At 42.8% G+C, this 25337-nt stretch carries 30 protein-coding genes; 7 read left to right on the top strand and 23 right to left on the bottom strand.

Going from position 1 to position 25337, the window contains the following annotated elements; genetic code table 11:
- Positions 1 to 71 precede the first annotated feature (71 nt).
- Positions 72 to 893 (top strand): late competence protein ComER, encoded by an 822-nt coding sequence (gene comER, locus AC1WMD_RS05370; RefSeq protein WP_494256218.1) that lies wholly within the window; start codon positions 72 to 74, stop codon positions 891 to 893.
- 174 nt (positions 894 to 1067) lie between these two features.
- Here the strand turns inward: comER and AC1WMD_RS05365 are convergent, their stop codons facing one another.
- The 8 genes from AC1WMD_RS05365 to AC1WMD_RS05330 are packed head-to-tail and all read right to left on the bottom strand — an operon-like array spanning position 1068 to position 6131.
- Positions 1068 to 1817: a class I SAM-dependent DNA methyltransferase gene (locus AC1WMD_RS05365; RefSeq protein WP_043905539.1), complete on the bottom strand. Its 750-nt coding sequence runs from the start codon at positions 1815 to 1817 to the stop codon at positions 1068 to 1070.
- Positions 1814 to 2170, bottom strand: coding sequence for a ribosome silencing factor (rsfS, locus tag AC1WMD_RS05360; RefSeq protein ID WP_043905540.1), 357 nt, complete (start codon positions 2168 to 2170; stop codon positions 1814 to 1816). Before rsfS ends, AC1WMD_RS05365 begins: the two co-directional genes overlap by 4 nt.
- Positions 2171 to 2175: 5 nt before the next feature.
- Positions 2176 to 2745 carry a bis(5'-nucleosyl)-tetraphosphatase (symmetrical) YqeK gene (gene yqeK, locus AC1WMD_RS05355; protein WP_043905541.1) on the bottom strand — a complete coding sequence of 190 codons (570 nt, stop codon included), beginning with the start codon at positions 2743 to 2745 and terminating at the stop codon, positions 2176 to 2178.
- Positions 2714 to 3304 carry a nicotinate-nucleotide adenylyltransferase gene (locus tag AC1WMD_RS05350; RefSeq protein ID WP_494256216.1) on the bottom strand — a complete coding sequence of 197 codons (591 nt, stop codon included), beginning with the start codon at positions 3302 to 3304 and terminating at the stop codon, positions 2714 to 2716. The genes yqeK and AC1WMD_RS05350 overlap by 32 nt, the downstream gene beginning before the upstream one ends.
- Positions 3305 to 3343: 39 nt before the next feature.
- A complete protein-coding gene (gene yhbY, locus AC1WMD_RS05345) occupies positions 3344 to 3637 on the bottom strand; it encodes a ribosome assembly RNA-binding protein YhbY (protein ID WP_043905543.1) in 294 nt (97 codons plus the stop codon).
- A gap of 3 nt (positions 3638 to 3640) precedes the next feature.
- On the bottom strand, positions 3641 to 4474 hold the full coding sequence (aroE, locus tag AC1WMD_RS05340) for a shikimate dehydrogenase (protein ID WP_043905544.1): 834 nt from the start codon (positions 4472 to 4474) through the stop codon (positions 3641 to 3643).
- A gap of 35 nt (positions 4475 to 4509) precedes the next feature.
- Positions 4510 to 5616 carry a ribosome biogenesis GTPase YqeH gene (gene yqeH / locus AC1WMD_RS05335; RefSeq protein WP_313769983.1) on the bottom strand — a complete coding sequence of 369 codons (1107 nt, stop codon included), beginning with the start codon at positions 5614 to 5616 and terminating at the stop codon, positions 4510 to 4512.
- Positions 5616 to 6131, bottom strand: a complete 516-nt coding sequence (locus tag AC1WMD_RS05330; RefSeq protein ID WP_043905545.1) for a YqeG family HAD IIIA-type phosphatase — start codon at positions 6129 to 6131, stop codon at positions 5616 to 5618. The genes yqeH and AC1WMD_RS05330 overlap by 1 nt, the downstream gene beginning before the upstream one ends.
- A gap of 338 nt (positions 6132 to 6469) precedes the next feature.
- Between AC1WMD_RS05330 and AC1WMD_RS05325 the strand changes: the two genes are divergently transcribed.
- Positions 6470 to 6610: a sporulation histidine kinase inhibitor Sda gene (locus tag AC1WMD_RS05325; protein WP_043905546.1), complete on the top strand. Its 141-nt coding sequence runs from the start codon at positions 6470 to 6472 to the stop codon at positions 6608 to 6610.
- Positions 6611 to 6630: 20 nt separating this feature from the next.
- Here the strand turns inward: AC1WMD_RS05325 and AC1WMD_RS05320 are convergent, their stop codons facing one another.
- Positions 6631 to 7410 carry a phosphatidylserine decarboxylase gene (locus tag AC1WMD_RS05320; protein ID WP_043905547.1) on the bottom strand — a complete coding sequence of 260 codons (780 nt, stop codon included), beginning with the start codon at positions 7408 to 7410 and terminating at the stop codon, positions 6631 to 6633.
- Positions 7411 to 7531: 121 nt separating this feature from the next.
- Between AC1WMD_RS05320 and pssA the strand changes: the two genes are divergently transcribed.
- The 3 genes from pssA (at position 7532) to motB (ending at position 9806) form a co-directional block, all read left to right on the top strand.
- Positions 7532 to 8071 carry a CDP-diacylglycerol--serine O-phosphatidyltransferase gene (pssA, locus tag AC1WMD_RS05315; protein ID WP_043905548.1) on the top strand — a complete coding sequence of 180 codons (540 nt, stop codon included), beginning with the start codon at positions 7532 to 7534 and terminating at the stop codon, positions 8069 to 8071.
- Between the two features lie 177 nt (positions 8072 to 8248).
- Entirely contained in the window at positions 8249 to 9040 is a 792-nt protein-coding gene (gene motA, locus AC1WMD_RS05310; protein WP_043905549.1) for a flagellar motor stator protein MotA, read from the top strand.
- On the top strand, positions 9033 to 9806 hold the full coding sequence (gene motB, locus AC1WMD_RS05305; RefSeq protein WP_043905550.1) for a flagellar motor protein MotB: 774 nt from the start codon (positions 9033 to 9035) through the stop codon (positions 9804 to 9806). Before motA ends, motB begins: the two co-directional genes overlap by 8 nt.
- A 69-nt stretch (positions 9807 to 9875) precedes the next feature.
- On the opposite strand, the gene ytvI is transcribed toward motB, so the two are convergent.
- From ytvI to gltP, 3 genes are all read right to left on the bottom strand, one after another.
- On the bottom strand, positions 9876 to 10901 hold the full coding sequence (ytvI, locus tag AC1WMD_RS05300; RefSeq protein WP_494256302.1) for a sporulation integral membrane protein YtvI: 1026 nt from the start codon (positions 10899 to 10901) through the stop codon (positions 9876 to 9878).
- Between the two features lie 136 nt (positions 10902 to 11037).
- Positions 11038 to 11628, bottom strand: coding sequence for an undecaprenyl phosphate transporter UptA (gene uptA / locus AC1WMD_RS05295; RefSeq protein WP_043905551.1), 591 nt, complete (start codon positions 11626 to 11628; stop codon positions 11038 to 11040).
- Between the two features lie 227 nt (positions 11629 to 11855).
- Positions 11856 to 13121 carry a glutamate/aspartate:proton symporter GltP gene (gene gltP / locus AC1WMD_RS05290; RefSeq protein WP_043905552.1) on the bottom strand — a complete coding sequence of 422 codons (1266 nt, stop codon included), beginning with the start codon at positions 13119 to 13121 and terminating at the stop codon, positions 11856 to 11858.
- A 180-nt stretch (positions 13122 to 13301) separates the two neighbouring features.
- Here gltP and sigK point away from each other — a divergent pair, with 180 nt between their 5' ends.
- The gene (gene sigK / locus AC1WMD_RS05285) at positions 13302 to 14012 is read left to right on the top strand and encodes an RNA polymerase sporulation sigma factor SigK (RefSeq protein WP_494256210.1); all 711 of its coding nucleotides are present in this window, start codon (positions 13302 to 13304) and stop codon (positions 14010 to 14012) included.
- Between the two features lie 145 nt (positions 14013 to 14157).
- Here sigK and AC1WMD_RS05280 read toward each other — a convergent pair whose 3' ends face one another.
- The 8 genes from AC1WMD_RS05280 to AC1WMD_RS05245 all read right to left on the bottom strand — a co-directional run bounded on the left by AC1WMD_RS05280 (position 14158) and on the right by AC1WMD_RS05245 (position 20357).
- On the bottom strand, positions 14158 to 14646 hold the full coding sequence (locus tag AC1WMD_RS05280) for a DinB family protein (protein ID WP_043905554.1): 489 nt from the start codon (positions 14644 to 14646) through the stop codon (positions 14158 to 14160).
- A gap of 90 nt (positions 14647 to 14736) precedes the next feature.
- Positions 14737 to 15618 (bottom strand): GNAT family N-acetyltransferase, encoded by an 882-nt coding sequence (locus AC1WMD_RS05275; protein ID WP_494256208.1) that lies wholly within the window; start codon positions 15616 to 15618, stop codon positions 14737 to 14739.
- Between the two features lie 477 nt (positions 15619 to 16095).
- The gene (locus AC1WMD_RS05270; RefSeq protein ID WP_088124192.1) at positions 16096 to 16239 is read right to left on the bottom strand and encodes a YrzI family small protein; all 144 of its coding nucleotides are present in this window, start codon (positions 16237 to 16239) and stop codon (positions 16096 to 16098) included.
- Between the two features lie 343 nt (positions 16240 to 16582).
- Positions 16583 to 16813 carry a YrhC family protein gene (locus AC1WMD_RS05265; protein WP_494256206.1) on the bottom strand — a complete coding sequence of 77 codons (231 nt, stop codon included), beginning with the start codon at positions 16811 to 16813 and terminating at the stop codon, positions 16583 to 16585.
- Positions 16814 to 16875: 62 nt separating this feature from the next.
- A complete protein-coding gene (locus AC1WMD_RS05260; RefSeq protein WP_494256204.1) occupies positions 16876 to 18012 on the bottom strand; it encodes a bifunctional cystathionine gamma-lyase/homocysteine desulfhydrase in 1137 nt (378 codons plus the stop codon).
- Positions 18013 to 18936: a PLP-dependent cysteine synthase family protein gene (locus tag AC1WMD_RS05255; protein WP_494256202.1), complete on the bottom strand. Its 924-nt coding sequence runs from the start codon at positions 18934 to 18936 to the stop codon at positions 18013 to 18015. It lies immediately after the preceding gene.
- A 56-nt stretch (positions 18937 to 18992) separates the two neighbouring features.
- The gene (gene mtnN, locus AC1WMD_RS05250) at positions 18993 to 19691 is read right to left on the bottom strand and encodes a 5'-methylthioadenosine/S-adenosylhomocysteine nucleosidase (RefSeq protein ID WP_043905558.1); all 699 of its coding nucleotides are present in this window, start codon (positions 19689 to 19691) and stop codon (positions 18993 to 18995) included.
- A 21-nt stretch (positions 19692 to 19712) separates the two neighbouring features.
- Positions 19713 to 20357 carry a class I SAM-dependent methyltransferase gene (locus AC1WMD_RS05245; protein WP_043905559.1) on the bottom strand — a complete coding sequence of 215 codons (645 nt, stop codon included), beginning with the start codon at positions 20355 to 20357 and terminating at the stop codon, positions 19713 to 19715.
- A gap of 237 nt (positions 20358 to 20594) precedes the next feature.
- Here AC1WMD_RS05245 and AC1WMD_RS05240 point away from each other — a divergent pair, with 237 nt between their 5' ends.
- Positions 20595 to 20801: a YrzA family protein gene (locus AC1WMD_RS05240; RefSeq protein WP_043905560.1), complete on the top strand. Its 207-nt coding sequence runs from the start codon at positions 20595 to 20597 to the stop codon at positions 20799 to 20801.
- Between the two features lie 35 nt (positions 20802 to 20836).
- Here AC1WMD_RS05240 and AC1WMD_RS05235 read toward each other — a convergent pair whose 3' ends face one another.
- The 3 genes from AC1WMD_RS05235 to AC1WMD_RS05225 all read right to left on the bottom strand — a co-directional run bounded on the left by AC1WMD_RS05235 (position 20837) and on the right by AC1WMD_RS05225 (position 25302).
- Positions 20837 to 21469 carry a YrrS family protein gene (locus AC1WMD_RS05235; RefSeq protein WP_043905561.1) on the bottom strand — a complete coding sequence of 211 codons (633 nt, stop codon included), beginning with the start codon at positions 21467 to 21469 and terminating at the stop codon, positions 20837 to 20839.
- A gap of 223 nt (positions 21470 to 21692) precedes the next feature.
- The gene (locus tag AC1WMD_RS05230; protein WP_494256199.1) at positions 21693 to 23261 is read right to left on the bottom strand and encodes an SSO2105 N-terminal domain-containing protein; all 1569 of its coding nucleotides are present in this window, start codon (positions 23259 to 23261) and stop codon (positions 21693 to 21695) included.
- 265 nt (positions 23262 to 23526) lie between these two features.
- Entirely contained in the window at positions 23527 to 25302 is a 1776-nt protein-coding gene (locus AC1WMD_RS05225) for a peptidoglycan D,D-transpeptidase FtsI family protein (RefSeq protein ID WP_043905562.1), read from the bottom strand.
- Positions 25303 to 25337 lie beyond the last annotated feature (35 nt).

Genomic DNA, 25337 nt, shown 5'->3' with positions numbered 1-25337 from the left:
ATAAATAAAGCGCTCATACATATCGTTGAAGAGACATATAGGTAATGCTAGGGGAAGGGGGGCAGTGAAGAATGAAAATTGGTGTTATTGGCACGGGAAATATGGGAAGGATTTTAATTGAGGCATTTCTCGAATCGGGTGCCGTCAAAGAAAATGAGCTGATTATAACGAACCGCACGTTGGAAAAAGCGTTAGACATAAAGCGGGTTTATTCCGGTATATGCGTTGTTGCCAGCGCGGAAGAAGTCGTGCAGCGGGCAACAATCGTATTTTTATGCGTAAAACCGTTAGACATTCACCCCCTTTTGCAACAATTATCTTCCTTTTGGACAAAGCAACATTGTCTTGTATCGATCACTAGCCCGATTAGCGTAGAGCAGCTGGAAGCGGTCGTACCTTGCCATGTTGTTCGTGTCATTCCAAGCATTGCAAACCGCGCGTTCGCCGGCAGCACGCTGATCACGGTTGGAAAACGCTGCTCTTTGCACTACCGAAACTATATTGAAACGCTGTTCCGTCACATTTCTACTCCTGCTTATATTGACGACGAAATTACGCGGGTCGCTTCTGATATCGCGAGCTGTGGCCCCGCCTTTTTTAGCTATTTGCTGCAGCGTTTTATCGATGCCGCCGTTGCAAAAACCGCGATCTCAAAAGAACAGGCAACAGCATTGGCAACGGACATGATCATCGGACTAGGGGAGTTACTAAAACATAATCTTTACACACTTCCAACGCTCCAGGAAAAAGTTTGCGTCAAAGGCGGCATTACCGGAGAAGGAATCGCAGTGCTTGAAAAGGAAATGGAAGGGGTATTTGAGGGAGTATTTGATAAAACACATGAAAAATTTAAAGACGACGTCGAAAAAGTAAAAAAGCAATTTAATCATTGAATTCGCCAAGGCACAAAAAAATCCTGCTTAACTACGAAAAATGTTTCATGAAAAAGAAAACAAGCTTTTCTGTCAAAGCCCGAGCACCATTTCTATACAGGGCTTTGGCAGAAAAGCTATAGTTTTAAGGATAGGAAAAGCATTCCCTTGCGTATTCCTCTGCAAAACCTGCCATCATACTGTTTTTTGTGCAACAAAGAAAATACGCTCAGACGTTTCCGTTGGCGCTTCATCGGTAAAATCCGCAGTTATTTCCAGCACCGTAAATCCCGCTGCCGTTAACCATTGTTGATACTGAATCATTTCATACGTGCGCTGCTGATGCAGCTCATCATACCGCTCATATTTTCCATCGCCGCCGCGGACAAAAAATGTGAGCTCATGCTCCACGCCATGTGGAAAAGGAAGCGGATAACACGACCAAATATAACTGATTTCTTCATCATTGCTGGTAAACACGGCATCGCGAAAAACGTGATCCATTTTATACGGTGAATGAACGTCAAATAACAGCAAACCGTCTTTGCGCAACAGTTTATAAATACAAGAAAATGTTCGCTGCACTTCCCTTTCTTCCAATAAATAGTTAAGAGAATCGCAAAAAATCGTCGCACAGTCAAAGTCGGAAAATCCTTGGAGGTCCGTCATATTTTGCTGAAAAAATTCCACTGCTACCTGTTGCGCTTCCGCTTTGGCTTGTGCAACCGCGAGCATATTTTCCGATAAATCGACACCGGTGACAAAAAACCCTGCTTTTGCCAGTCGAATCGCTAACTCTCCGGTGCCGCACCCAATATCGAGAATGCGTGCTGCACCGCGATGCCCATACTGCCGCAGTTTACGTTGTACAAATGATTGCCACGCATCGTACGGCGCTTCTTCCATTAACGTGTCATACCAATAAGCAGATGACTCATATGTCATTGCTGCAACACGCTCGCCACATCTTCGAGCGGCGCATCTCCCCATAAACGCTCTAAATTATAATAATCGCGCTCTTCCTTATCGAAAACATGGACAACAATATCGCCTAAGTCGACCAACACCCATTTTGCCTCATGAAACCCTTCGATTCGTTTCACTAGGATATGATGTTCTTCCGCTTTCTCTTTTATTTCCCGCGCAATTGCCTGTACTTGTTTTTCCGAATTGCCATGGCAAATAACAAAATAATCCGCGACAAGGGAAATTCCTTTCATATTAAGGACAACGATATTTTCTGCTTTTTTATCGTCAGCCGCGCGAACCACTAAGCGCAACATTTCCTGCTCCGTCATTGTTCTCATTCCCCCTTTATTTCCATCATTAAAGAATTATAAGTATGAATCGTATCCGGGTAAATAAGCTGATTTTTTTTCAGCAAAAATTGAATCGTGTTTTGTAGTGCTTTGATTAGTGCTTTATTCAAATCTTGTTTGGCAAGGTCGCGGACTTCCTCCACCCCTGGGAATATGCGCCCAGGCTCAATATAGTCAGCCAGGTAAATAACTTTTTCCAATACCGTCATATTGGCGCGGCCGGATGTATGATAACGAATCGCATTTAATATTTCTTCATCGTCAATGCCTACTTCCGTTTTCACCAAATAGGCGCCAACGGGCGCATGCCATAGTTCAGTGTTATGGAAAAGCAAGTCTTTTGGCATATTTTGCTCCAAAATAATTTGTTTCATTTCTTCTTTTGGGCGAAACTTGGCATAATCATGAAAAATCGCCGCCAACTCTGCTTTTTTCACATCGGCTCCATACCGCTTCGCCAGCTCGATTGCCGTTTCCATGACGCCAACAGTATGCTGGTAGCGGTGTTCGGTCAATTGCTTTTTAACGATAGTTAACGCTTCTTGTCGCTCCATATAACTTCTTCTCCTCAATATAAAGTCTTACGCCTTCCGGCACTAAGTAGCGAATGGTTTGTCCATTCCTTACCCGTTCGCGAATGAAAGAAGAAGAGACGGAAAACTGCGGCGCTTCCACCTCGATAATCGGGTAGGATGTTTCCATGGAAAAGCCCGGACGTTTGACACCGACAAATGTCACCAACTTGATCAGTTCATCGATTTTATACCAGTTTGGCAAATATTCAACCATATCTGCACCAATAATAAAATAAAATTCATCATCCGGATGCATAGAAAGAAGTTGACGCACCGTATCATACGTATAGGAAGGTCCTTCTCTTTCCAGCTCGATCGTTTCAATATGAAAACGCGGATGACCATCAATGGCTAATTCGAGCATGCGTAAACGATCTTCACTTCTTGTCACTAGTTCGTGTTGTTTATGAGGAGGGATGCGGTTTGGCATAAACCAGATTTCCGATAGCTCAAGGGCGTGCAATACTTCGTTCGCCATTAATAAATGCCCACAGTGAGGCGGATCAAACGTCCCTCCGAAAATGCCTATTTTTCTCATCGTCTTTCCCTCCGCCGTGTCTACACGCGGCTTTGCCGTTCAGTGCGGCAACACAATTTGCTTGTTTTCTTTTGATTCTTTATACAATACAATTGTATTCCCAATTACTTGTACAAGTTCCGCCCCCGCCTCTTGTGCAAGCTGGTCGGCGACAACATGGCGGTCTTCTTCGCAGTTTTGCAGCACGCTCACTTTAATCAGCTCGCGCGCTTCCAGCGCATCGACAATTTGTTTAATCATATTTTCATTTACCCCGCCTTTGCCAACTTGAAAAATCGGCTTTAAATGATGGGCTTTCGCCCGCAAAAAACGTTTTTGTTTTCCTGTTAACATAGGTTACCTCCTAAGTTGTTCCATCACAATTTTTTTCATCCGCTCCACATCCGGAAATACCCCTGTCCACTTTTCGAATGCGAGCGCACCTTGATAAATAAACATGCCGACGCCGTTTTGTACAATGGCATTGCGTTCTCGTGCTTCCTTTAGCCATTTTGTTTCTAACGGGTTATAAATAATGTCGGAAACAATCGTTCCTTCTTTCAGATTGGCAAGCGATAGCGGCATTTGTTCCACGTTCGGATACATGCCGACCGACGTCGTATTAATGACAATATCATATTCCCCTAAACGTTGTTCCGCTTCGCTTAACGAGAAAGCAGCCGACGAAACCGCGGCATCGCCTTCTTCAATAAGCTGTTTTGCTTTGGATACCGTACGGTTGCAAATATCAATCCGTTTGGCTCCGCGATCGATAAGCGAAAAATAAATTCCTCTTGCCGCTCCGCCGGCGCCGATGAGTAAAATGCGCTTTTCTTGGATATCAACGTTTGTTTCTTCCTCAAGCGCTCGGACATATCCTAGGCCATCTGTATTATAACCGATTAAGCGTCCGTTTTCATTGACGATCGTGTTCACCGCTCCGATGCGGCGCGCCTCTGCATCGATATCATCAAGCAATGCCATGATTGCTGTTTTATGAGGGATCGTTACATTTAATCCGGCAATCCCGAGAGCCCTCACTCCGGCAACGGCATCCTGTAAGTGCTCCGGTTCTACATGGAAGGCGTGATAATGAGCAGCGATGTTCATGCGCTGAAACGCATCGTTATGCATAAGCGGCGACAAGGAATGATGAACCGGACAACCAAACAGCGCGTATAGTTTTTCCATTTTCTCCCCTCCCGTTTACGCTGCTTACACAGCCGCTAAATCAATGATTTTCTGATGAAAATGTCGACCCCTTTTGGAGCGTAGGCAGTCACTTGCGCTCCTGGGTCATTGCAAGTTACCCAGCCAAGCCCGGAAAATACGATATCGGTTTTTCTTTCTTTGATGGTAAAAGTGTGAGCCTCTAACGGCGGGAATTGCTCGGCGTAATGTCTGTTTGGCGGCGAAAGAAGTTCGCCTAATTGGCTCGCATATAAGGCATCCGCCTTTTCCAATTTTGTCCGATGAATGAGTAATTCATTGGAAAAATAACAGACGAAAGGCCGCCGTCCTCCTTTGACGTAGTCAAGCCGGGCAAGGCCGCCGAAAAATAACGTTTGCTGTTCATTCAGTTGATATACCCGCGGGTGGATTTCCCGCTTTGGCGTAATGATTTTTAAATCTTTTTTATCCACAAAGTGCGCCATCTGATGATGGTTGATAATTCCCGGCGTATCGTAAAGCGTAGCTCCATCCTCTAATGGAATTTCGATCATATCTAACGTTGTTCCCGGAAAATAAGAAGTAGTAATGACATTTCCTTTGCCTGTAACTTCTTGAATAATCCGGTTAATAAATGTCGATTTCCCGACATTCGTGCAGCCAACGACATACACGTCTTTGCCGAACCGGTATTTCTCGATCGCTTCCATTACTTTCGCCATTCCGATTCCTTTTACCGCGCTCACTAAACAAATATCAACCGGCTTCAAACCAAGATCGTTTGCCGCCTGCTTCATCCAGTGAATAAGCTTCGGATATTTCACCGATTTTGGCAGCAAATCCACTTTATTGCCAACGAGCAAAATCGGATTGTTAACCGCAAATCGATGCAAACCTGGAAGCCAGCTGCCGTTAAAGTCAAAAATGTCGACAATTTTGACGACTAGTGCTTCCGATTGCCCGATGCGGTGCAAAATTTTTAAAAAATCATCATCGGTCAGCGGAATGTCCTGTACCTCATTATAATGTTTCAGACGAAAACACCGCTGGCAAATGACTTCTTCTTTCTCTAGTGCACTTTCGGGAGCGTATCCAGGCTTTGTTTGATCCTCCGATTGGATAACCGCCCCACAGCCAATGCAGCGAATTTGTTGTTCCACCATCATTCCTCCCAGTAAACCATGCCTTTTTTTCGCATCATATCTAAAATTTTTCGCTCCATCTTGCGGTTGAATCGGGTCCACAGCCCATCTGTCTGTGCAACAGGAACGACTAAAATCGTATTTAACCCTAGGCGATTGCCGCCAAATACGTCTGTCAGCAATTGATCGCCAATGACAACCACTTCCTCTTTGCGCAACTGCATCGTCGCTAACGCCTTTTGAAAAGCGCGCGTCAACGGCTTGCGTGCTTCGAAAATAAAAGGAATACCGAGCGGCTCGGCAAAAGATTGTACCCGCTTTTTGTTATTATTCGATACGATCATCACCTTAATGCCTTCCCGCTTCATCTTTTCAAACCACTCCGTTAGCTCTGGAGTAGCGCTCGGCCGATCCCATTCGACAAGCGTATTATCCAAATCAGTAATGATTCCTTTAATCCCCTTCTCTTTTAACTCGCTAGGAGTGATGTCCAATACGCGTTTAACAAACTGATTAGGTAAAAAATAATGAAGCATACCAATCACCTTACCTTTTGGCCTTTTCTTGCCTTTCCTCATCATACATAATTTTTTCATACCTTTCAAAACAAACGTCGACAAATGTATACAAAGAAAAAAATTTTTTCGACAAAATCCGTTATCCACAAAATTGTGGATAAATTTTACCCACATCATTCACAAGCTTACCATCATACTTCCATAACTTTATAAACACATTTTCCACATGTTATCCACGAGTTGCTGTGGATAACAGAACGGTTGTTCTATCCCAAAAATCATGATACAGTTAAAGTAACTTACCATTATATGTATTGATTACAAAATATATTCCATTGCTGAAGGAGGTTTTCAGCATGAAACATCTATCCGATGAGTTGTTGATCGAATCGTATTATAAAGCAAAAGAATTAAATTTAAGTCCTGAATTTATTGCGCTCATTGAAAAAGAAATCCAGCGTCGTTCGTTAAGTCATAAAATTAAGTTGTCATCCTGATTTTCGCCTCAGGGCTTTTTTTATTTTAAATACCCAAGCCGTTCCCCAACTTTAATTCCCATTGGCACGACAATTCGTTCATCAAGCTCAATGCTATCTTTTTCAAATAATAAAACAACGGTAGAACCAAAAGAAAAATAGGCAATTTCCTGTCCTTTTGTCAAATGTTTACTTGCATGGGTAAGCTCAATACTGTTGACAAACATCGCTCCTATTTTTACGATCGCAATATGCTTTCCGTTTGCATCCACTTCTGTAATTATACGATAGTTTTTTGATAACGGCTGTTTGCCGTACTTTAAGCCAAGGCGATTAACTGGATACGATTTTTTTCCAAGCACCCATTGTTTTTGCACCACTCCAGATATCGGACTGTGGATGCGATGATAATGGCTGGGACTTAAATATAAAATAATAAATAATCCATTAACATATTTTTGGGCGGCTTCGCTGCTGCCAAGCATCTCGGCGATTGAATACGTTTTATTTTTCACAACGATTTCACTGTTTTCTCGGATCGTCCCAATATCTTCAATAATTGCGTCTACTGGGCTGATCACTCCGTTTTCCGTTTCGTCAATCGGCCTTGTTCCTTCTTTTAGCTTACGAATAAACAATTGCTGCAACGTTTTATAATTTTTTAATTTTTTTTCCATCTCTTCTTGATTAATATTATAAATTTTTGCATACGATGGAATAAGTACCGCGCTCAAACGGGATTTCGTAAAAAGGGCAATCATTTTTGATGAAAGCGAATGATTAGTCAGTTCAACCATCAGGCGATACAACCATTTCAGCAAACATATTCCCTCCAATTTGCGGTGATTGTGTTTTTTGCTACCTTTCATATTACAAGGAAAATGAGTATAATGGTAGTAGATTTTGTCGGCCGTGTTTGATGGCGAAAAGGAGTGAGGAGAAATGTTTTTATCGGATTATTTAGATTCCACATTGAAAAAGTTAAAAGCAAACATCGCAAATATTCTAACCATAACTAATTTATCGCTAGGCGGTTTCTCCGTCCTAACAACGTTAAAAGGAGGGCTTCATGTCAGCCTGCTCCTTATCTTTTTAGCGGCTTTAGTCGATCGCTTTGACGGGGCTGTTGCGCGAAAACTAAACATTGAATCGGAACTTGGCAAACAATTGGATTCGATGAGTGACATCATATCCTTTGGAGTAGCCCCTGCGCTGTTAATGTATCAGGCCTTACTGTACGAATTTGGCGCACCAGGTGCGTTTTTCACTATTTTATATATCGGCTGCGGCGCCTTTCGTCTTGCTCGGTTCAATATTACAGAAAATAACGGCTACTTTTCCGGGCTTCCCATTACGGCAGCCGGAGTGCTGCTAACGTTAAGCTATTTAACGATTCATTATTTTCCACCGCAGTTTTTTATTTTCCTAATGATCACCCTATCGTTTTTAATGGTCGGAACATTTAAGCTGAAAAAAATATAAAACATAAGCAAGGCTGTCCTTTCCAACAGTGAAATAATAAACGGATTGGGCAGCCTTTTTATTTCCTTATCACACCATTTTCCCTTTTCAATCCTTGTTATTAATTATATGATAAATGTGGACTTATTATAAAGCACAAATTGAATATCGTGCTTTCAATGTAACGGGGGGATTTCATTGGATAAAACATCGATTATTGGAATTCTTCTTGGCATCATCGCGGTTGTATTAGGAATGTACTTTAAGGGGGTCAATTTTAATGTATTAATTAACCCGGCAGCCATTTTAATTATTATCGTCGGAACGATCGCATCTGTTACCATCGCGTTTCCGACCCGCGAAATAAAAAAAATCCCGAAGTTATTAGCCGTCATTTTTAAAGAGCAAAATATTCCAACGGTGGAGGAATTGATTCCGCTGTTTGTCGACTGGGCGAACATAGCCCGGCGTGAAGGGCTGCTCGCCTTAGAGGCGAAATTAGATGAGATTGACGATTCATTTTTGCGGAACGGCTTAAGCATGGTGATTGACGGGCAAACGCAAGAATTTATTCGCGATGTCATGACTGAAGAAATTGAAGCGATGGAAGAGCGCCATGAGACAAATGCATCTATTTTTTCACAAGCAGGTACATATGCGCCGACACTTGGAGTGCTCGGTGCAGTCATCGGGCTCATTGCAGCATTGGGCAATATACAGAATATCAGCGAACTTGGTAAGGCGATTAGTGCGGCATTCGTCGCCACTTTGCTCGGAATTTTCACCGGATATGTGTTATGGCATCCATTTGCCAATAAATTAAGAAGAAAATCAAAGGAAGAAGCAAAAATACGGCAAATCATGATAGAGGGAGTCCTTTCTATTTTGGAAGGACAGGCGCCGCGAACGATTGAACAAAAGCTTGCTTCGTATCTTCCGGAAGGCGAACGTCGGAAACTGATGGAACAGGGAGAAAAAGGAAATGAGTAAGAAAAAGAAGGTGAAGCAGGAACAGCATATTAGCGAATCATGGCTGATTCCGTACGCTGACTTATTAACACTATTGCTTGCCCTTTTTATCGTTTTGTTTGCGAGCAGCCAAATCGACCAAAAAAAATTCCAGGAAATTGCCCGCTCATTTAGCGCTGCGTTCACTGGCGGGACGGGTGTCCTTGATTTTGAAAGCCCGATTGCGCCAAAACAGCCTCCTTTATCGCCAAAGCAAGACCATAAGCAGCAGGAGGAAAATAAAAACGCACTCGATAAACAAGATCAAGAAGAGTTACAGGACGTTAAAGAAAAAATTGATGGGTACATCGTGCAAAATCAGTTAAGCGGGAAATTGCAGACCTCTTTAACGGAAGAAGGATTAGCGATCACGATATTAAACGATATTTTATTTGATTCGGGAAGTGCGGAAGTGCGGGTAAAAGACCGGAAACTTGCCAAAGAAATTTCCGAGCTGCTCGTTATGAATCCGCCGCGCAATGTTATTATTAGCGGACATACGGATAACGTGCCGATTCATAATGCCAAGTTCGCTTCCAACTGGGAACTAAGCGTGATGCGGGCCGTAAATTTTATGAAACTGTTATTGGAAAACCCGAAGCTCGATCCGCGCTTATTTAGTGCGAAAGGATACGGGGAATTTAAGCCGGTCGCATCGAATGACACTCCCGAGGGGCGGATGAAAAATCGGCGCGTTGAAATTTTAATTTTGCCGCATACGAAAACAGCAAACCATTCCCTTAACTGAAAGATTGCATAACCATGTTTGCGCACTAAAGCAAAACAGGCTGGCATATGTTTGCCAGCCTGTTTTTGCTTAAAGCTTAAAAGAAAATTTGATCACTCCGGCTTTTACCATCGTTTCTACTAAAATCACCAACGCCGGCCCAATAAACAATCCGATGAAACCTAGCAGCTGAAACCCTAAATAAACGCTGATTAATGCGGCCAAAGGAGAAATGCCTAAGTTCGTTGAGAACACTTTCGGTTCAATAATACGGCGCACTACAGTAATAATGACAAACAATACAAAAAGACCAATTCCGAGCCCGCTATTGCCATTGGCAATACTAATGATTCCCCATGGCACCAGCACAGAACCGGTTCCTAAAATTGGCAAAATATCCACAATCACAATAATTAATGCCATGACAACAGCATAGTCCACTTTTAACAGCAATAAGCCGGCCAAGGCAATAAAAAAGGTGATCAAACTGAGCAAAAACTGCGCTTTAATAAAGCCAACGCCCGCTTTGCTTAACTGCGCCACCACCATCGCCAGCCGCTGATACGTCCGTTCGGACAAATATTTTCTCGTTCCTTTTTTTAGCTTCGGCAAATCTAAACTAATGAGAAACAACGCTATTAAATATACTAAGAAGTGAATAAGAAAGCCAGGGATAAGCGTGATGTAGTGAACAATCGACTGCGTTAAATTAGTGGCAAACTCTAAAAGCAGATGTTGAATCGTTTTTACACTATTTTCTAATGAATCAATCATTTCTTCCGGAATCGAGCTCGAGTATGACTTCCACATCTGAATTAAGCGATCTAATACTTGCGTTGTCTCACTCAAAAAGTGCGGCAGTTTTTGCGAAAAAGTTATCATTTGCTGTACAAGGATGACGATCAGGAAGTACAAAGAAAAACCGACGATGACGAGAAATAACGAAAAAACCGTCGTTACCGCATGCGCCCGTTTCAACCGATAATCGATTTGCAAACGATTCACTGCCGGTTCCAATAATAACGCCGTCGCTAATGCGAAAACAAGCGGCAAGCTATATGGCAGCAAAAACACCCCTGCTGCAATGATAAGAGCAATAACAATAAATTTTTTCACTATCGTACCCCATTCGATTAAAATTTTTTCTTGAATAAGCGGGAATCTATCATAAATATAGCGAATGACAAAAGAACAAGCAACCATTAGAACCTCTCCCACCTACATTTTATTTAGAGGTGGGAGTTTTGCTAGATCACCGTCTGCGCCGATATACTTGTATGCCGATATAAACGACCATAGCGGCAACTGCAGCAAAGATAATCGGCCGCAAATACGGGCGGGCAATTTCATCAATCTCCTGCCAGTGGCTTCCTAACCGTTCCCCTAAAAAAATAAAGAAAATCGACCACGGAATAATCGCGCACGTTGTATAGAAAGTGAATTTCTTCCATGACATTTTCGCGATGCCTGCCGGGATCGAAATAGCGTGGCGAACAACCGGAACGAACCTTGCGGTAAATATGACGCCTGGACCGTATTTTTCAAACCATTGTTCCGCTACATCAAGATGTTTCTTTTTAATCAACAAATATTTTCCGTACTTATCAAGAAGCGGTCTGCCGCCATAATACCCCATCCAATAAAGAAACAGTTGGGCGATCGTTCCGCCGATCGTTCCCGCTATCACTGCTCCAATAAAGGATATTTCTCCACGCGATACTAAATAGCCGGCATAGGCAAGTACAATTTCGCTTGGAATAATTTCAATCATTAATGCCAAGGCAACTCCGAAATATCCTAAATCCGCCAAAAAGGTAAAAACCGTCTGTACCAACTCGTGCATCGTTTTCCTCCTATGTATAAATATTAGCCAAGCCGTTCATTACAACCTTATTCAGCAACAAATTATACTATACTGCTCGGAAGAAAAAAATAAATTTGACTAAATCGCATGCCAGTCTGCTAAACTTTTGGTTTAGCGGACATCTTCAGGAACTGTTAAATTGGCATGCAACATGCTTGAATTTATCCAAAGAAAAAAGCTGACCTTTCATGTCAGCCTTTTTCTCATTATGCACTTTGCTGCAGTTCGGAAATATATTGTTTTCCTTTTTCTTCGTTATATTGTCCTTCCCATTTGGACATAATGACTGCCGCCAGCGAGTTGCCAACGACGTTGACAGCCGTGCGAGCCATATCTAAAATGCGGTCGATTCCAGCAATAAACGCCAATCCTTCTACCGGAATTCCTACCGTTCCCAACGTTGCGAGCAACACGACAAACGAGACGCCCGGTACTCCGGCGATTCCTTTCGATGTTACCATTAACACAAGCAAAAGGGAAATTTGCTGCGAAATCGGCATATCAATGCCGTACAACTGCGCGATAAAAATGGCAGCCAGCGCCTGATATAAAGTAGAGCCGTCTAGGTTAAACGAATAGCCTGTCGGAATGACAAACGATGTAATCGCTTTCGGACAACCGAATTTCTCCATCTTCTCCATGATTTTTGGAAGAACCGTTTCCGAACTTGCCGTACTGTACGCCAAAATCAATTCGTCCTTCAAAATTTTAATAATATTAAAAATATTTATACCAACAAGCTTAGAAACTCCTCCAAGCACTACAACAATAAAGAAAATCATCGTTGCATAAACGAGAATGACAAGTTTGCTAAGCGGAATGAGCGACTCAACCCCAAATTTCGAAACCGTTACACCGATCAGTGCAAACACGCCAAACGGCGCAAACTTCATAATTTGGTTTGTCACATAAAACATCGCTTCCGCGGTGCCTTGGAAAAATTGCAGCACTGGCTTTCCTTTCTCGCCAATTGCCGCTACCCCTAAACCGAACATGACCGAGAAGAAAATAATCGGCAACATATTTCCAGTTGCAAGAGATTCAAAAACATTTTTTGGGACAATGTTAACGACCGTTTCAATCATGGAGTGGTGCTGCACTTCATTGGTTGTGTCAATATAGCTTTGAATATCTGTTTTCTCCAATGATTTCATGTTCACGCCGGCTCCCGGCTGAAAAATATTCGCCGCCAATAAACCGACGACAATGGCGATCGTCGTGATAATTTCGAAATAAATAATCGTTTTTCCGCCTAGTTTTCCAAGCTTCTTCAAATCCCCTACATTGGCAACGCCAACAACAAGGCTTGAAATCACAATTGGAATCACAATCATTTTAATAAGGCGAAGGAAAATATCTCCAATCGGCTGCAAATAAGTAGCCACGTTTGGATTTCCATAGAAAATAGCCCCAACAGCAATCCCTAGAACAAGTCCGATAAAAATTTGCCAAGCTAATCCAATCTTCCTCATTTCATCGCCTCCTTTAAAGATTTTTGGACAAAAAACGACAAAATTATTTTACTATTACAACATTCGTACGTCAATAATATTTATTATTTACGTCTTTTTGTCCAAACACGTACAACCCCCTTCCGTCATATACATAAGTAATAGGCCATTGCCTACAACGACATAGGGTGGGGTGACAGAATGTCCAGTATTTTATCAGCGTTTGCGTTTCTAATGAAGGAATTGATGTTTTTAGTATCATACATTAAAAACAACGCATTTCCCCAACCGCTAAGCGCTAAAGAAGAAGAAAAATACTTAGAGCTGATGGCGAAAGGAGATCAACAGGCCCGCAATATTTTAATTGAACATAATTTGCGTCTTGTTGCCCATATCGTAAAAAAATTTGAAAATACCGGTGAAGATGTGGAGGACTTAATTTCCATCGGCACCATCGGCCTGATTAAGGCGATCGAAAGCTACTCGTCAAGCAAAGGAACAAAACTGGCCACATATGCAGCCCGCTGTATTGAAAACGAAATTTTAATGCATTTACGCTCGCTAAAAAAATCGCGAAAGGATGTCTCACTACACGAACCGATTGGGCAAGATAAGGAAGGAAATGAAATTAGCTTAATCGACATTTTAAAATCAGAAGGAAACGATATTGTAGATGAAATTCACCTTAACATGGAACTCGAACAAATAAAAAAATACATCGATGTGTTAGATGAGCGGGAAAAGGAAGTGATTATTAGCCGGTTCGGCCTTGATATGCAGCAGGAAAAAACACAGCGGGAGATCGCGAAAGAGCTCGGCATTTCCAGAAGCTATGTATCCCGTATCGAAAAGCGTGCATTAATGAAAATGTTTCATGAGTTTTATCGGAATGAAAAGGAAAAGCGGAGATAAATGTGCAAAAAGGTGTCCCAAGACTGCTGTTAGGACACCTTTCCTTGTTCTTATTTTGTTTGCCTGAAAAGAGAAACTGCCGAACTCGGGCAATAGCTGTAAAGCTTTTCTCCAAAAATAGTTTAAATTTGTTTTCTCGTTGCCATTATTCCTTGTTCGTGTTCCTTAAATAGTAAATATAGTCTGTAGATATTCCCTGATACCCCAACTGTCTGATCATCGCTGAAATATTACCACGATGATAAGTTCCATGGTTAACTATATGGTAAATAATTTCACGGATACTGTTGCTAAAGCGTTTCCCTTTCGTGTTATGGTAAACGACTGTTTGTTCCAAATCATCTTGGCGATTGAGAAATTCTAAAATCTCATTATGTAAATAGGTAAATGCATCATTAATTTCTTGTATTGTCTTAAATTGCTTCGATTCGATGGAATCGACACTTTTGCCGTTTATCCTTAAAAACCATAATTCATCCACGGCATACATATGTGCAAAAGTTTGTGAAATGGAAGGAAAAACGCTATTTACTTCTTTATTAATAATTTCTTTTGGTAACTTGCTAAGATGTTCTATAAGTTGTTTGTTTGCCCACGAATGATAATGAAAAAATTGCAATGTCAACTTTTTCATTTTCTAATTCCCCCTAATTTTTGCGATATACAACAAATTCGCTTAATTTTCCGAAATTTCCTGCTAAATTTATAGCCTTTGTTTTTGTAGCTAGCAATCCATATCTTTTAACATGAATACTTGTTTAGCAAAAAGATGAAAACCTGCATTTTCGAGTGTGGATACGAAATGATCATTGCTTTTCGGAAGATTAATAATTTTAAAATTGGCTCCTTTATAATTTTTGGTGAGAACATAAAAAGCAAAATCAATGATGTCCTGTTTATCTTCAACATCAGCTGTCTTACATTGGAAAATAGTAACATCTTCAACTTTCCCTAATTCATTGCAACTGCGTTTAAACAATACATATCCTAAAAGCGAATGATTTTGATAAATGAACAATACTTCTCCATTTTTTACAGAGCGGAAATCGGTTTGCCAAGGCACAATGTCTGGATAAAAATGGACAGCAGCAAGCTCTTCTGCTAATTTCACCTCTCCACTATATGTAGATAAAAGCTTCTCAGCAATACTATATGTTTCCACTTCTTTTTTCTCCAATAACAGCAGCTCATCTACAATTTGATAACCCATTTTTTCATAAAGCTGAATCGCTTTTTTATTTTGGCTTAACGCTTCTAATGTCGCTATATGAACATTTTCTTTTTTATACATTGCAATGGAGGCCTCAATCAACATCCTTCCAATTCCTTGCTGTCTGTATTCAGGAGCTACGGCCGTTCCCCCATTCCATGCAATGATCTTACCTGTTTTTGTTTTCCTAAGACCGTTTAACACTATTCCAATCGGTTTTTGTTCATCAAAAGCTATGAAAGAATGTTCTGGAGACAGGTTTTGTATATCCATTCTTGAAAGGAGCTGTTTCATATTCATGGATACATTGACATCATACCCTTGAAATCCGTTGTTCCAAGCATTGAGAATGTCGTTTAACGAACATTCTGTTAATTGCTTTATTAAAACTGCCATTGTTACTGCCTCCTTTTTTAAATAGCTATTTTCAACCTATGAAAATTTCGTATTTCTAAAATTATACTTTAATTTTATATAAAAACGAAAAAGAAAAACGGAGATAAATGCAAAAGGTGTCCCAAGATTACTGTTGGGACACCTTTCCTTGTTCTTATTTTATTAATTTTGCGTTTGCGCTTCCGCGCTTACTTCCGCTGTTATAATTAAAGCGATCGATGCTGTAATCACAATCCCCATCACCATGGCGAACATCCCTTGTTCCCCCTCCTTGTAATTCTTCCTCTTTATTTTACACGAAGGAACAAGCGGTTTTTTCGCATGGTTTTGAACAATTTATGAAATTCCATCGTCAACAGCAAAACCCGAAGCATCATTGACACTCCCCCTTCACAGTCAGGTGGAATCTCCCTTTCTTTTCATCCACATCATCATTAATGCTTGAATCATCGTTTTTCCCTCCTTTCTCTTCTTTGATTAAAATGGACGATGATGCATCATACATTTACGGTCCAAGATTTCTTCTTCAATTTCTCGCAAAAAACGTTCTTGCTCTCTGTCTTTCTTAGCTGGTCTTCTGCGCTCGATCGTTATCGTTACGAAAAATAAATGAATCGTCATGATTATATTTCACCTCCTTCATATATAAAGAAAACCGCAGTGAGAATCCCTCGCTGCGGCTTCAAACATAAAAAGCCGCAGAAAGAGGAACTATTCCCCCTCTGCGGCTTTGTTTGCTAATTCATCGTGAACATAATTAAGCCAATGCAACCAGAAGGTCGAATAGCTCTTTCTCGTTGTTTTCTGTTTTTGTGATCATCATTGTCATCATTACTGTCATTGTCTTCGACCTCCTTTTGCTATCATTATTATAGAGGTAATTATATCCAAAAGAAATGGGTTTGTAAACAATTTTTTGACAAAATGGCAAAAAAACCTGCCTCTTCAGCAAGAAAAGGCAGGTTTATTCGTCCGTTTCCCGCAATAAGCGGATATATTTGATCGCTCGTTGAAAAAAGGAAAATGCGCCTATTAACAATATCACAATGAAATAAAGCAAATACGCCTTTTTCTCCGGCGCAGCCGTAGGAAGAAGCGTGCCAATATATAAAAAGACACTTACCGCCAGCAGTACGCCAGCAAACATTTTATAATCAGCCGCTTTTTCCTTCCACTGTTGTTTTTGCCGTTCCATTGTATCCCCCACTTTCCATCCTTAACTGTATCATACAAGACAGAAAAGGTGGGGATGTAATTTTAACCATGCAATGCTTGTGCTAAATCTTCGATTAAATCTTCCACATCTTCCAATCCGACAGAAATGCGGATCAACCCATCGGTAATGCCTAATTGTTCGCGGCGTTCTTTCGGAATGGATGCGTGCGTCATTTTCGCCGGCAGCGAAATTAAGCTTTCGACTGCTCCCAAGCTTTCTGCGAGCGTAAAATAGCGGACACGGTTTAACACTTGGTCGGCTTTCTCTGCACTTCCGACATCAAAAGAGACCATACCGCCAAATCCGCGCATTTGCTTTTTGGCAACCTCATAGTTTGGATGTGTTTCCAATCCTGGATAATACACTTTTTGGACCGCTGGATGGTTCGCTAAAAATTCAACGATTTTTCTCGTGTTTTCTTCATGCTCCTCCATGCGCACGCCAAGCGTCTTGATGCCGCGCATCAAAAGCCATGAATCTTGCGGGCCGAGAATTCCTCCGGTAGAGTTTTGAATAAAATGCAGCTTTTCTGCCAACTCTTCCGAATTGACAACCGCCAGCCCTGCGACCACATCGCTATGGCCGCCTAAATATTTCGTCGCGCTATGGACAACAATGTCGGCGCCAAGGGCAATTGGCGTTTGCCAATACGGGGTGCTGAACGTGTTGTCGACGATCGTCAGCAAACCATGCTTTCTGGCGATGGCGGAAGCAGCTTGAATGTCCGTAATTTTTAAGAGTGGATTGGTTGGCGTTTCAATGTAAAGCGCTTTCGTATTCGGCTGGATATGTTTTTCGATGTTTGAGAGGTCGCTTGTATCAATAAAAGTCGACTCAAGCCCTAAGCGGTTTAGCACTTTCGTCATGACGCGATACGTGCCGCCATACACATCGTCGGTTAAAATGACATGGTCGCCGCTGTTAAACAGCATCATGACCGCCGTAATCGCCGCCATTCCGGAGGCGAACGCAAAACCGGCATATCCTTCTTCTACATCTTTAATCAGCTCTTCTAACGCGTAGCGGGTCGGATTACCAGTACGGGAATATTCAAAGCCTTTATGACCACCAATTCCTTCTTGTTTATATGTGCTAACTTGATAAATCGGAACAGAAACCGCTCCCGTATGCGGATCACCTGGGATGCCGCCGTGAATGAGTTTCGTTTTTCGTCTCATTTAAATCCCACCTTCATAAATTTTTTTGCTTAAATAGCGCTCGCTGCTGTCCGGAAAAATAACGACGATATTTGTCCCCTGCTGCGCCTTTTTGGCCTCAAGCAATGCAGCGTGAAACGCAGCACCTGAAGAGCTTCCGACGAGCAGCCCTTCTTTTTTGGCAAGTTCTTTTACCCGCTTAAACGCATCTTCATCGCTAATCGTATGAATCGCATCAAAATAGCTTGGATCCATATAATCCGGCAAAAATTCCATTCCGATGCCTTCTGTTTTATGCGGCCCCGGCTCTCCGCCGTTTAAAATCGATCCTTCTGGCTCGACAATGACCGTTTTGATATTCGGGTTTTTTTCTTTTAAAAACGTTGCCGTTCCCATAAACGTTCCGCCCGAACCGGCTCCGGCGACAAATATGTCGATTTGTCCGTCAAGGTCTTCCCATAGTTCCGGGCCGAGCGTTTTATAATATGTTCTTGGATTGGCCGGATTGGCAAACTGCTGCGGACAATAGGAGTTCGGAATCTCACGGGCCAGTTCTTGCGCCTTGCGGATCGCTCCTTGCATTCCTTCGCTCGTCGGCGTATGAACAATCGTCGCGCCGAGCGCTTTCATGATTTGCTGCTTTTCGATGCTAAATTTCTCTGGAACACAAAAAATCACGTTGATGTTTTTGCCAATCGCCGCCAGCGCCAGCCCAATGCCGGTGTTTCCCGCCGTCGGCTCAATGATCGTTCCGCCTTCCTTTAATTTTCCCGTTTCTAATGCGTCGCGCAATAACTCTTGGCCGAGACGGTCTTTAATGCTTCCTCCCGGGTTGAAATATTCCAATTTCGCAAATACGCGGACGCCTTCGGGCAGCGGAAATTGCGTAATTTCCATAACCGGGGTATGTCCAATCAGCTCGTGCACATTTTTGGCCACTCGCACGCTTGTCACTCCATTTCTTTACAAACATAGAAAGAGGAAGGAACGCCTTCCTCGGTTTATTTTTGCAATAATGACAGCATCGATACGACTAAACGGGCGGAATGTTTCGCCGCCGTATCTAAAAATTGTTCAAATGATATATCCGATTCCTTGCCGGCAATATCCGAGAGTGCACGAATAATGACGAACGGCACGGCAAATTGTGTACATACTTGGGCAATCGCCGCTGCTTCCATTTCGACAGCGCAAAGCTCCGGAAACTTGCCGCGGACAAACTCGACGCGCTCTGGGTCGTTCATAAACGAGTCACCGGTGGCGATAAGGCCTGTCACTACCTGCACATCGCTAATTTCTTGGGCGCCGCGTTTGGCAATGTCTATTAATGTTTTGTTCGCCTGATAGCGCGCCGGCATTCCTGGCACTTGCCCATACTCATAACCAAAAGCCGTCACATCGACATCATGATGCACCACTTCGCTGGAAATGACGATATCACCGACGTTTAACGTCGCTAAAAATCCTCCCGCTGAGCCGGTATTAATGACGTAATTCGGACGGAACCGCTCCAGCAAAATGGCCGTTGCCATCGCCGCGTTTACTTTGCCAATGCCCGATTTCAACAAAATGACATCGACGCCGTTGATCCGGCCCGTTGAAAATTCGCAATTGGCGATGACCGTTTCTTCCCGTCCTTCCATTTGGTCACGCAAAATCGTTACTTCTTCTTCCATTGCCCCGATAATTGCAACTTTCATGTTTCTGTCTCTCCCTCTTTCTTATTCTTGTTTTACCGCCTCCATCACCCATACAAATGCATTTTTTTGCGTAAATGTGACAGAGAAGCCGTGTTCTGCAAATAGTTTCGTCAATACGTCCAATGTCGTATAATATTCGCGTTCGAGGTCGTCGGCCAAGTTATGGAAACCGCGCGCTCTTGCCTCCTGTACGGTTCGCTGAAACGACTGTTTATCACGGAATGCCGTGTCAGCAAACACTATTTTATCACCTTTCTTTAATAACTCGCCATACTTAGCAATTGCTTCTCCTTTTTCCTCATCGGTAAGATGGTGAAAAGCATATGTGCTGACAATCGTATCGACCGGTTCTGGAGGGAGTGGAAACTGCAAAAAATCCCCGTCCACAATCGACACATGCGCCCCCAGCTTTTCAAGTGCTTTTTTTCGCATCGGTGCAGACGGTTCTACACCGTACACTGTTTTTCCTCGTTCGAGCAGCTTTTTCGTTAAATTTCCCGTGCCGACGCCGAATTCAAGCACGACACTCCCTGCCTTATCAGCGACTGTATTTAAAATACCATCATAATTTGCAAACACTTCGCGGTATTCTTCATCATATCCTTCCACAGATTGATCATATGATTCTGCCCATTCTTCAAACAAATCAAGAAACTCTCTACCCATAGTGTCACACTCCATAATTTTTATAATTCCTATGAATATACTATGTTTTTGCCTCAAATCTGTTCTCAATGTATCATAAGTTTTTATTTTCTTCAATGATAAAATATTTCTTACCTATTCGTTATTTTCCCAGGCAAGAAGCCTAGCTTGCGACAAAAACCGCAAATGTTTTCCGCGCTCCCAATAGATTATCACGTCAAAATCTGTTACACTTGGCGGTGAAAGGAGGCTGGAGCGATGAAGATTTCGCTTGATCTCATCGAAGATAAAATTGAATTTTTTGAAGCTGATGATTTGCAGACGCTCGAGAAAAAAATTAATGAACAAATCGAACATAATAAGGCGCTTTTGCTTCATGTCCACCACGTTTCCCACCAAATGCATGTAGCGGAAAACGGCAAACGGTTTTACAGCGCTGTCGTCCATTTCAAAGCAAAAAAATAGCGGATTTCCTTAAACATAGGAAATCCGCTACTTTCCTATCCCCTTTCTTTCAGCTTTTGCACTTTCGTCGGTTTCCAGCCTTGATTTTCGACCCATTCGATATATACCTTGTAGTGCTGTGTTTGATCTTTCGTAGAAATCGTAGCCACCGCTTTATTCGGCCCGTTATTGCCAATAAACCACACGATCATATCCGATTGGGAAATTCCCGTCGCGTAACTAACCGAGTCGAGCATTTCCTTCCAATCTACCGAATCTTTTTCAAATTGGGTGACATGCGGCTCTGACTGCGTCGTGCCAATCGGCTGCCATGCCGGATTAACGATTTCTTTCTCGATGTTAGAGCCCGGAGCTCCTGGCGTTTCTATCACTTCTTGTTCTTTTTCCTCGCTCGTCTCTTCCACCTCGTCGGATGGCTCACTTTCTTCACTTATTTGCTGCTCATCCCCCATCTCTACCTCTACTTTTTTATCATCATTTTTTTTCGTTTTTTCCATTTTTGCAGATGTGTTCGCCGCTTGCTTATGCGGCTCGTCGTCACCAGCAAATAAATTCCACGCCACTGCCACTATCAACAAAACGACCACGGCAATGGCGGTATTGAGAATACGATTGATTTTCCGGCGCTTTGCCTGCTTGGCAAAACGCGGTCCTATTTCTTTTGCCAACCGTTTCCAACCTGGTTACTAAAATCTATAAAAATCGACTCATCGCGATGGAACCAGCCAAACTGCTTGCCGCTCGGATTCTCACCGAGTTCCATCAGGAAGGGAGTCCCCTTGTCATTCACCTGCTGTGAAAGACACCCCGTGGCTCGCTGTCAGCGACGGCGCCTGTCGTGCACCATTCCTTCCCTCGGTCAGTACACGACAACGATTTTAGCAACCAGGTCTACACCTCCTTCAGTTGAATTTGGTCCTGGTTCAGCCAGCAGAATTTGTGCAAGATATTCCATAATGACCATTCATGCTCTTGTTTGAAGCTCTCGATTTTGCGTAACATCATGCCGAGATATTGTCGTTGTTTTGTTCCGCTTTTTGATTGCTTGTAGGATTCTTCCATCGACCCTAACACCGCAATCAAATGGCGTTTCACTTTCGTTTTTATGAGGTGAATGAGTTCTTTTGGCAATCGTTCATGATACCCTAATCCCCGCCTGCCAATCACCAAAGCGGCGCTTTCATGAACGGACAACCCATACTTTTTCCTATACTTGAAACGTCCAATGACGCTGGTGTACGCCGGATTCACTTTTTTGATGCGAAACCCAAGCCGCATCCCACGGCGAATGATGGTGTCAGTTAGCTTTTTCTTTTTGAAATGATGGGTCAAGCGATTGAATCGTCTGTCCGTATCGTGCCGCTGTCTTAGTTGGATGTTTTCGATGATCACTGCCCCAACATTCTCTTGAAGCAGCCAGTCATATACATCTCTTACGGTTTCTCCAACGATGTTGTTTCGTTTATTCGCCCGCACATATTCGAGTTCATGGCAGTAAAACACTTTCGATTTGATGAAGTTTCCTTGTTTCGAAACGATGCTTACGGCGATGCGGTCAATATTGATATCCATTCCTGCGATTCGTTCCGCTTGAATCGGTTCATCGTAGGAAAGTTCTCTGTCATATACCTCTTCTTCATAGATGAGATGGACATAATATTCCCCGTTTTTGCGTTTGATTTCAACAGTATATGGTTGATATTCGATAATGGGCTTTCCTTTTGCATTCACTCCGACTGGTTCTCCCATAACGAGATCGATGATTTCCTCTTCATATTTTTCAGGAACAGACACAGGGAATCGTAAACGGGGAGCGGTTTTACTTTCCTGTTGTCCAAGTGGATTCGCAATTTCTACATAACATTCATCAGTGTGATCGTCATACACGAGGCGAATATTTAAATTTCCTTTTTTGCTTTTATCGCCTCTGGCGTACAACTGATTGGAACGCAAATCTTTCCATTCTTCGTTCGTGATGTTTCCTTTTAAGCGCTTATAAAAGTTCTCTTTTCCACCAAAAATCACACGTGGAATCGTTCCTTGGTCGAGATGGTGCTTTAGCTCGGCTTCTTTCGCTTTGAGCTTTTCTAACCGTTGGTGCAATCCACCTAGACATGTTGGAAGATCGACTTTTTTTGGTGGTTTTCTTCCATGTTGGTACTCATCGATTTTCTTTTCGGTTTTTTCGATTTTCGCCTGCACATCCTCTAAGCGCATGGGAAGCAACTCAAGTTGAGAAGAAATCAGCGATTGAACAAGCAGGACCGCGTCTTCGGCAAACCGTTTGTTGAGCCGAAATGGGTGTGGAAGGTGCTGGATGATGTCTTTTGCGTTCCTTCCCTCCAACAAACGGTTGAACGCGTATCGCTTCGCGGAACCAAAGACGCGCATCAACTCATCTAATGAACGAAGTTGCGATTCATCATGAGAAACGATTTTCATCCCCCGAACCGTTTTCATCCCCTTACCTTCCCCCTTGTTTGAATCCTTAAGAACATATATTCGCCAAATATTCTTCATTTCCTTTTTACATGAGGAAGGGGGAGATGATTTTTTATCATCAGACAGGTGACGATGGAAAAGATGGAGAACATCCACCTCTCCACGTCCAATAACATTAGATATTTACATTTTCATAGATGTTTATCAAACTGCTTATACCTCCCTCATATAGCTGCTTTTATTGTATCACGGTGTCCCCTCCTAATAAACTGTTTCGTCGCTGTTATGAATTTCTGTCCTGTTTGTCCAACTCATATATTTTTTGCACGAGATCGTAAAAGATATCGTTCGTTACCGCCTCTGAATTGAGGCAGTCCAGTTCGACGACGACGAGCGCGTATTTCGGAGCATCGGCAGGAAAATAGCCGGCAAACCATTTATTCACCAGTTCTTCATTGGCAAGTCTTTTTCCTGTTTCTGCCGTCCCCGATTTTCCCGCAACCGCATACGGAAGCGATTGAAAGCGCCGTCCCGTCCCCTGTTCGTCTGTTACCACTTTTCGCAACAACCGCTGCAATTGATTGGCGGTAACCGGGGAAAGCGGCGGCTCATCGGAAAACGATTGCTGCGGAAACGTAAACAAGGTCGTACCGTTTTTATATAAAATTTTGTCTACCGCCTTCACTTGCCTTGCCTCGCCATTGCGGGCAATCGTCGCCATCATGTTGGCGACCGCCAGCGGTGATACGCGCACGTCTTTTTGCCCGATCGACGTTTGCGCAACGGCAAGGGGAACACGTTTATCGCGCTCATCATGCCATATCGTTCCTTTCCGCTCTTCTGGAAATTGTTTAAAATCTGTTTCATGATAGACATCGCCTCGCCATCCGGCGAGCGGATATAAGCCCAATTTTTTCGCATACGTTTCCAAAATGTCCGGCTCTTGTTCGACAAGCTTTTTGCCAAGCGTCGCAAACGCGTTGTTGCAGCTGACAGCAAAACTTTCCTCAAACCCTAGCGTTCCGTAATCATGATCTCGGTCCGGCGTCACTCCATCAATTTTTTTGCCGCAATCAAACATTGTCGTTGGCGATGCGATCCCTTTGTCGAGCGCAGCGGCGGCAACCACTGTCTTAAAGATGGAGCCTGGGATTTGCGGCAGCACCATCTGATTTTCCGCGCCGTGGTCTTTATACGGATTGTGCGGGTCCATATCAGGGCGGCTCACCATTGCAAGAACGCTGTTTGTTGGGATATCCAATAGTACAATGCCGCCTTTTTTTAAATGATGCTCATCAACCACCGTTTCGGCAATTTTTTGCAAATCGCGGTCTATCGTCGTTTTTACAGAAACAGGATAAAACGGATTGCTAGGGTCACTATACTTGACATCAAGACCAAATAAAGGACCGCCTGCCGCATCAACATGATACAGCAACTTTGTTTCTCCTTCCGGAATTAAAAATTCGTCAAATGCCTTTTGCAACCCATGAATGCCCACTTCCGTATGCGGGGGAAGATGCCGTTTTGGGTAGCGGGTACGCAAAAGCCGGCTGTCCGCGCGGGTAAATCCAATTAAATGGGGTGCATATACCTTTTCAAGCGGATACTGCTTGTTTACCGCAAACACGCCGGGAAGATGCAATTGATTGATCTCTTCCATTTGTTCTTCGCTCAGCACCAATGGACGGCCATCCATAGTCAACGCAAACGGTTCTTTTGCTTTTTGCAGTTGCTCGATGATGACTTGCGGTGAAATATGAAGAATGTTTGCCACTTGTTCTACTGGCCACTTCATCGTTTTTAAAAACGGGAATAACACAAGCGATGGAATATACTGTTTCGTAAGCGGTTTTTCATTTCGATCAATAAACGTTCCCCTTCCGTCGTCAATCATTAACTCCTGTGTCCGTTGTTTGACGCTTTCTTCAATCAAATTGACGTTTTTCTCGGAAAACGACTCTGTGCTTATTAACTGAATTTGAACAAGCCTGCCTATCAGAAGAAAAATGCCGATTTGGATAAGAGCGAGCACCACTATTACTCGTTTTTTCCACATAAATAAAACACCTCATCTTCATTTTCGACGAGGTG

Source organism: Parageobacillus sp. NEAU-HV-2, assembly GCF_059115485.1.
Note: the sequence above shows the minus strand (reverse complement) of the source record. Positions and strands in the feature narration are given on the sequence as shown.